The organism is Arthrobacter sp. 10T425, assembly GCF_056393985.1.
In genome coordinates this window covers 40,843-46,856 of record NZ_JBFTGZ010000023.1, presented here as the reverse complement: position 1 = coordinate 46,856, position 6,014 = coordinate 40,843, and the positions used below count along the sequence as shown (strand labels likewise).

The following is a 6,014-nucleotide window of genomic DNA, read 5'->3' as shown; positions in this document are numbered from 1 at the left end:
GGATTGGCCGCCTCCGGTTCCCAGCATTTCCGCTGGTCTCCCTCGCGGCGACTTAGAAAACAATACACCCACCACGCCCCCACCGCAACTCCACCCCCCACACCCACCCCACCACCCAAAAACCCCGCCACCACAACCCAAAACCACCCAACCAGGCCCGCCGGCGTCGTAAGCCAGCAGTGTGTGGTGCGTCACGGCCGAAGGGAACAGTGGGGGCCGTGAAGCCGCCAAGTCCTTAAACGCGAGAAGGGCCGGCAACCAAATGGTTGCCGGCCCTTCTTCAAGCCACTGGCTTCAGGAGTACTGAATTACCAGGAAGACTTCGTGATGCCCGGGAGCTCACCGCGGTGAGCCATGTCGCGGAAGCGAACACGGGAGATGCCGAACTTCTGGAAGGTACCGCGCGGACGGCCATCGATGATGTCGCGGTTACGCAGACGTACCGGTGAGGCGTTGCGGGGCAGCTTCTGCAGGCCGAGGCGAGCAGCTTCGCGTACTTCGTCGGTTGAGTTGGGATCAACCAGAGCCTTCTTCAGTTCGAGGCGCTTTGCAGCGTAACGCTCGACGATGACTTTACGCTGTTCGTTCTTAGCGATCATTGACTTCTTAGCCATGTGTTTAGCGCTCCTCTCGGAATTCGACGTGCTGGCGGATTTTGGGGTCGTACTTCTTCAGGACCAGACGGTCCGGGTCGTTACGACGGTTCTTGCGCGTCACGTAGGTGTAGCCCGTGCCCGCGGTCGACTTCAGCTTGATGATCGGACGTACGTCCTTATCCTTTGCCATTAGAGCTTCACTCCTCGTGCCAGGATGGCGGCGACGACTACGTCAATGCCGCGTACGTCGATGGTCTTGATGCCACGAGCAGAAACCTGCAGCGTGACATTACGGCGCAGGGACGGAACCCAGTAGCGCTTCTTCTGGATGTTCGGGTCGAACCGGCGCTTGTTGCGACGGTGCGAGTGCGAAATGCTGTGTCCAAAGCCCGGCTCGGCTCCGGTCACCTGGCAGTGTGCTGCCATGACGACTCTCCTCAAAAAATAAATGAAACGGCTAACGGAGTTCCCGTTGACCGTGCGTTGGGCGGCGTCCGCATCCGGCTCCCTCCCCCAACCGTCGTTGTCCGCGGGATTCAGACGGCACAAACCGTCTGCTTCCTCACTGCGGCGAAGATTGTGGGCCACGGGCACCTGGCGCCGGCGATCTGTTGGACCGTCATTGCGAAGTGCCGGGATGCTGGGCGAATACAGGAATGCGCGCAACTTGAGCCCCTAACTACCGGCCTCCAGGACCGTCGATTTTTCAGACGGGTCCTGCCAACCGGAGCAATTGCGCACGCTCCGCGCCACCTAGCGCCTACCAAGTCTACGAGTTCGGCGATTTAAAGACCAATCCGGCGCTGAATGGTGTATAGGGTAGCGCCCCACAGCCAGTGCAGGCGTCGGGCCGGTGCCCTCCCGAGTCATATGCCCGACGAAGGCTTTTCACAGCGAAATGATAGGCAGGGGGGCAATTCTGGATCCATGAACACACAACTTCTGACGAACCGTCCCGGGATTCGCCGCAGCTCCGGCGGCGCTGTGAACCCCTTCAGGGCGCAGTACCGCCGGCGGTTGCTAAGAGCGGATCTGCTGACGGTCCTTTTCTGGACGTCGCTGGCCGGCGCGGTCGCCTTGTGGCTGGCCGACGGCGGAATGGCCGGCTTCTCGACTCCAGCCGGTTCCTTCACCGCGCTGGGGATTGTAGCCGGCCTCGCCGGCATGGACCTGGTGCTTCTCATGCTGCTGCTGGCGGCCCGAATCCCACTCATCGACCAGACAGTCGGCCACGACCGCGCCCTTGAGTTTCACCGCAAGCTGGGCAAACCGGCCCTATACCTGCTGCTGGCGCACGGAGTCCTCATTGCGATCGGCTACGGCATGGCGGAAGGGCTGGACCCCGTCAGCGAGTCGGTTGCCCTCTGGGTCCTTGTGCCTGACATGTGGCTGGCCTACATTTCCATGCTCCTGTTCATCGCCGTCGTCGTCACCTCCCTGGTAGCCGTCCGACGTCGGTTCCCTTACGAATTCTGGTACGCCGTCCACCTCCTGACATACGCGGCCGTCCTGACCTCGCTCCCCCACCAGTTCAGCGTGGGCGCTCTCTTTGCCGAGGGAACCTGGCAGCGCTGGTACTGGCTGGCCCTCTGCATCGCGACCGGCGCCGCGCTCCTCTACTACCGGGTGGTCCAGCCTGTGGTGGCAACACTCAGGCACCAGTTGACCGTCAAGCGCGTAGTGCGGGTGGCCCCCGGGGTGGTCAGCATTGAAATGTCCGGTCTTCGACTGGACGAGCTGACAGGCAGTGGCGGCCGGTTCTTTATCTGGCGGTTCCTGGCTCCGGGCCTGTGGTGGCATCCGCATCCGTTCAGCCTGTCCGCCGAACCCGTCCACTTCGACGCCGCCGGCCAGGGCACGCTGAGGATCACTGTCCGCAACCTGGGCAAGGGGTCATCCCAGCTGGCGTCGCTGAAGCCCGGCACCAAGGTGGCAGTGGAGGGACCGTACGGGCTGTTCAGCACGTCCGCGCGGAGCCGCACCCATGTGGTCATGGTGGGAGCCGGAATTGGCATCACGCCGGTTCGTGCCCTGCTGGAGAGCACGCCATTCCAGCCCGGCAACGCCACTGTCATCCTCCGCGGCCACAGTGAATCCGAGCTCTACCTGGGCGAGGAGATCCTCGATCTCTGCCGGCGCCGCGGCGCCACGCTCTTCCACTTGACCGGCTCCCGCCCGGCCGGCATCCAGACCTGGCTTCCGGAGCACGCCGCCCGTGCCGGCCACCGGCTTGCCAGTTATGACCCGAAGATCGCCGACGCCGACGTGTACGTCTGCGGCCCCTCCGCCTGGGCAGACAACGTGCTTGAAGACGCCCGCGCAGCCGGCGTCCGGGAAGACCAAATCCACTACGAAAGGTTCGACTGGTGAGAACCCGCGCAGCAGTTTCAGCCGCCCTGGCCTCCGCCGGCATCCTCATCGCCGGCTGGCAGTCCGGCGTCCATGTAGCCGATACCGGCAGCTCCGTCGCAAGCGCGGCCGCCGGGACCACCGGGTCCACGGGTTCGTCCGGCTCAAGCGGAACGTCCGGCTCCACGGGTTCGTCCGGCTCAACAGCTTCGTCCGGCGCGTCGGGTGCGGGCACCACAGGGGCCTCGGCCAAGGCCGTAGGGACGTACCCTGGCTCGGTCGTCCAGACCCGGTTCGGCTCCGTGCAGGTGCAAATCACGGTTCAAGCCGGAAAGATCACCGACGTCACGGCGCTGCAGCTGACCGATGCTGAACGCAAGTCCGTGCAGATCAGCAACCGGGCCGCCCCGCTCCTGCGCGCCGAAGTGCTCCAATCCCAATCCGCGGATGTGCAGACCATCAGTGGTGCCACGGTGACTTCCGAGGCGTACTTGAACTCCCTGCAGGCGGCCCTCGATGCAGCCAACCTCTGAGCTGGGCTTCTCTGCCCTGCGGGCCAGGACGTTTGGCTCGATGGGCACAGTCATCAGCCTGACCGTTCCAGCGGGGGCCGTCCCGGAAACTGTGGGCGGGGAGGGCGGGCTCGACGCCGCAAGCGCCGCCGTCGAGCGCGTCTTTGCCGGGTTGGACGAAACCTTCAGCCTGTACCGCCCCGATTCGGAGGCGAGCCGGCTGGCGCGCGGCGTGCTTTCCCTGCGGGACTCATCCGCCGCGATGCGGGACCGCTACGCGGAGGCGCTCGGCTGGCGGCTCAGGACGGAGGGCGCGTTCTCCCCGGAGCGGCCCGACGGTGCGCTGGACCTTTCGGGGCTTATCAAGGGCTACGCGATCGGGCAGGCCGGTGAGGCGTTGCGGAGCCGCGGGATCACCGACTGGTGCCTGAATGCCGGCGGCGACGTGTTGGTGATGGGCTCGCCCGTGCCGGGCAGCGGAACCGCGTGGGCGGCCGGCGTCGTTGACCCGCTGGACCGCTCGGCGCTGCTTGCCGCCTACGAGCTGGGCGGACCTGGCCCCCGGTGCGCCCTTGCGACGTCGGGCTCAGCGGAGCGGGGTGACCATATCTGGGCAGCAGGAGCCGGAAGCCGGACTGCGGGCTCCTCCGGCGCCGGGTTCGCCCAGGTCTCCGTGGCCGCGGCAGACATTGTCACCGCCGATGTGCTCGCGACGGCGATCGTGGCCGGCGGGACCGCGATGCTGCACCGGGCCACGGACGGTTGGGAGATCGATGTCCTCGCCGTCCGCCGCGACGGGGACCTGCTCGCGACGCCGGGGTTCCGCGCCTAGGGTGCCGTTCTAGAGGTGGGTCAGCTGGCCGTACTTCGGCTCCAGGCCGTCGCCGGACGACTTGCCGGTGACGCGCCGGACAACCCACGGGCCGGCGAATTCGCGGACCCACCGGGCATTCGCGCGGAGGGCGTCCACCCGGCTCAGCTCGGGAACCGGCGTCATGGGCGGGACGTCAATCGAGTGCTCGTGTGCCAGCACCGTGAGGACGCGCTTGGCCATGTTCGCGTGGCCGGCGGCAGACATGTGCATCCGGTCCGTGGCCCACATGCCCCAGTCGTAGTACTCGCTGAAACGCCAATAGTCGACCAGCAGGGCCCCGTGGTCCCCGGCGATGCCGCGAACCAGTTCGTTGTAGATGGCCGTACGGCCGCGCATGGTGCCGAAAATCTTGGAACCCCGTGCATCGAAGCCGGTGAACATCACCACGGTGGCGCCGGTGGCCGTGAGCTTGCGGATTCCGGCATCGTATTCGGCCAGCAGGTCATCGATGTCGACCTTGGGCCGGAGGATGTCGTTGGCGCCAGCGTAGATGCTGACCAGGGTGGGATTGAGGGCGACGGCGGCATCGACCTGTTCGGCCAGGATCTGGCGGAGTTTCCGTCCGCGGATGGCAAGATTCGCGTACCCGAAGCCGGGATCGGCGGCGCCAAGCCCCTCTGCCACCCGGTCCGCCCAGCCCCGGACACCGTTGGGCCGGGTAGGGTCGTCGTCGCCGACGCCTTCCGTAAAGGAGTCTCCAAGGGCAACGTAGCGGGACGTGAAATCCATGGATCCAGTCTGCCAGCAGTTGCCGTGAGCAACAAAGACGGTGATGCCCGACGTCGGACTGCGGCACCTTCGGCTGTCGCGCTTAGATGTCGCGCAGGATCCAGTGGTCGTCGTCGAGTCGGGCCACGATCTTTTCGCCGATCCGGGCCAGGTCCGCGACGTCCTCGGGGCTCAGGGCGTCGAGGAACAGTGAGCGGACCGCCTCGACATGCCCCGGGGCGAGTTTCACAATCGTCTGCATTCCGGCATCGGTCAGGTGGGCCGTGGTCACGCGGGCGTCGCCCGGGTGCGGCCTGCGCTCCAGCCAGCCGCGGTTCTGCAGCTTGGTGACCACATGCGAGAGCCGGGACAGGGAGGCGCTGGTGCGCGCGGCGAGCTCACTCATGGGCAGGAAGCGCCCTTCGGCCTCGGAAAGCATCGCCAGCACGTTGTAGTCGAACAGGGAAAGCTTGCCCGCGGCGTGGAGCTGGGTGTCCAGGGCGGCCGGCAGCATGGTGTTGATGCTGAGCTGGGCCAGCCAGGCCCGGCGTTCGTCGGCGTTGAGCCAGCGGGGTTCTGTCATGGCTACATTCTAGGAGACTGGAAGCTTGACGATTCAACTTCAGCGGGGGCAATTCCGGAAAACTTCCCGCCTGTCCGTGGCCAGCTACCGGTAGGCTGGCCGCATGTACGTAGTCTCCCTGACATACAAAGTCCCCGAGGACATTGTGGAGTTCCATCTTCCGGCGCACGTGACGTGGCTGCAGGCAGCCTTCGACGACGGCGTCTTCATGGTCGCGGGGCGCAAAATCCCCCGCACCGGCGGTCTGTTGCTCTCGAACGCGGACCGGGCCAGCCTTGACGCCGCCCTGGCCAAGGACCCGTTCTACGTCAACGGTGTGGCTGAATTCGAGGTCATGGAGTTCCACGCCAACAGGGTGGCTCCGGGCTACGAAAACCTGCTGGACAGCTGAG

General features: G+C 65.8%; 9 protein-coding genes. 4 read left to right on the top strand and 5 right to left on the bottom strand.

What is annotated here, in order from left to right; all coding sequences use genetic code 11:
* Positions 1-308: 308 nt before the first annotated feature.
* Genes rpsN through rpmB form a run of 3 tightly spaced genes read right to left on the bottom strand, consistent with a single transcriptional unit; the run spans position 309 to position 1,022 of the window.
* Entirely contained in the window at positions 309-614 is a 306-nt protein-coding gene (rpsN, locus tag AC1DDH_RS19790) for a 30S ribosomal protein S14 (RefSeq protein ID WP_026266887.1), read from the bottom strand.
* Between the two features lie 4 nt (positions 615-618).
* Positions 619-786: a 50S ribosomal protein L33 gene (gene rpmG / locus AC1DDH_RS19785; protein ID WP_003798558.1), complete on the bottom strand. Its 168-nt coding sequence runs from the start codon at positions 784-786 to the stop codon at positions 619-621.
* A complete protein-coding gene (gene rpmB / locus AC1DDH_RS19780; protein ID WP_011693744.1) occupies positions 786-1,022 on the bottom strand; it encodes a 50S ribosomal protein L28 in 237 nt (78 codons plus the stop codon). Before rpmB ends, rpmG begins: the two co-directional genes overlap by 1 nt.
* 501 nt (positions 1,023-1,523) lie before the next feature.
* Between rpmB and AC1DDH_RS19775 the strand changes: the two genes are divergently transcribed.
* From AC1DDH_RS19775 to AC1DDH_RS19765, 3 genes are read left to right on the top strand one after another with little or no spacing between them, the layout of a single operon-like run.
* Positions 1,524-2,966 (top strand): ferredoxin reductase family protein, encoded by a 1,443-nt coding sequence (locus tag AC1DDH_RS19775; RefSeq protein WP_476956128.1) that lies wholly within the window; start codon positions 1,524-1,526, stop codon positions 2,964-2,966.
* Positions 2,963-3,478 (top strand): FMN-binding protein, encoded by a 516-nt coding sequence (locus tag AC1DDH_RS19770; protein ID WP_476956127.1) that lies wholly within the window; start codon positions 2,963-2,965, stop codon positions 3,476-3,478. Before AC1DDH_RS19775 ends, AC1DDH_RS19770 begins: the two co-directional genes overlap by 4 nt.
* A 40-nt stretch (positions 3,479-3,518) precedes the next feature.
* Positions 3,519-4,289, top strand: coding sequence for an FAD:protein FMN transferase (locus tag AC1DDH_RS19765; RefSeq protein WP_476956130.1), 771 nt, complete (start codon positions 3,519-3,521; stop codon positions 4,287-4,289).
* A 9-nt stretch (positions 4,290-4,298) separates the two neighbouring features.
* On the opposite strand, the gene AC1DDH_RS19760 is transcribed toward AC1DDH_RS19765, so the two are convergent.
* Together AC1DDH_RS19760 and AC1DDH_RS19755 are read right to left on the bottom strand one after the other, a co-directional pair.
* Complete coding sequence (locus AC1DDH_RS19760) at positions 4,299-5,060, bottom strand: SGNH/GDSL hydrolase family protein (RefSeq protein ID WP_476851695.1); 762 nt, start codon at positions 5,058-5,060, stop codon at positions 4,299-4,301.
* 82 nt (positions 5,061-5,142) lie between these two features.
* Positions 5,143-5,622 carry a MarR family winged helix-turn-helix transcriptional regulator gene (locus AC1DDH_RS19755; protein WP_223915074.1) on the bottom strand — a complete coding sequence of 160 codons (480 nt, stop codon included), beginning with the start codon at positions 5,620-5,622 and terminating at the stop codon, positions 5,143-5,145.
* Positions 5,623-5,725: 103 nt separating this feature from the next.
* Between AC1DDH_RS19755 and AC1DDH_RS19750 the strand changes: the two genes are divergently transcribed.
* Positions 5,726-6,013, top strand: a complete 288-nt coding sequence (locus AC1DDH_RS19750; RefSeq protein WP_018776102.1) for a YciI family protein — start codon at positions 5,726-5,728, stop codon at positions 6,011-6,013.
* Position 6,014: the final 1 nt, after the last annotated feature.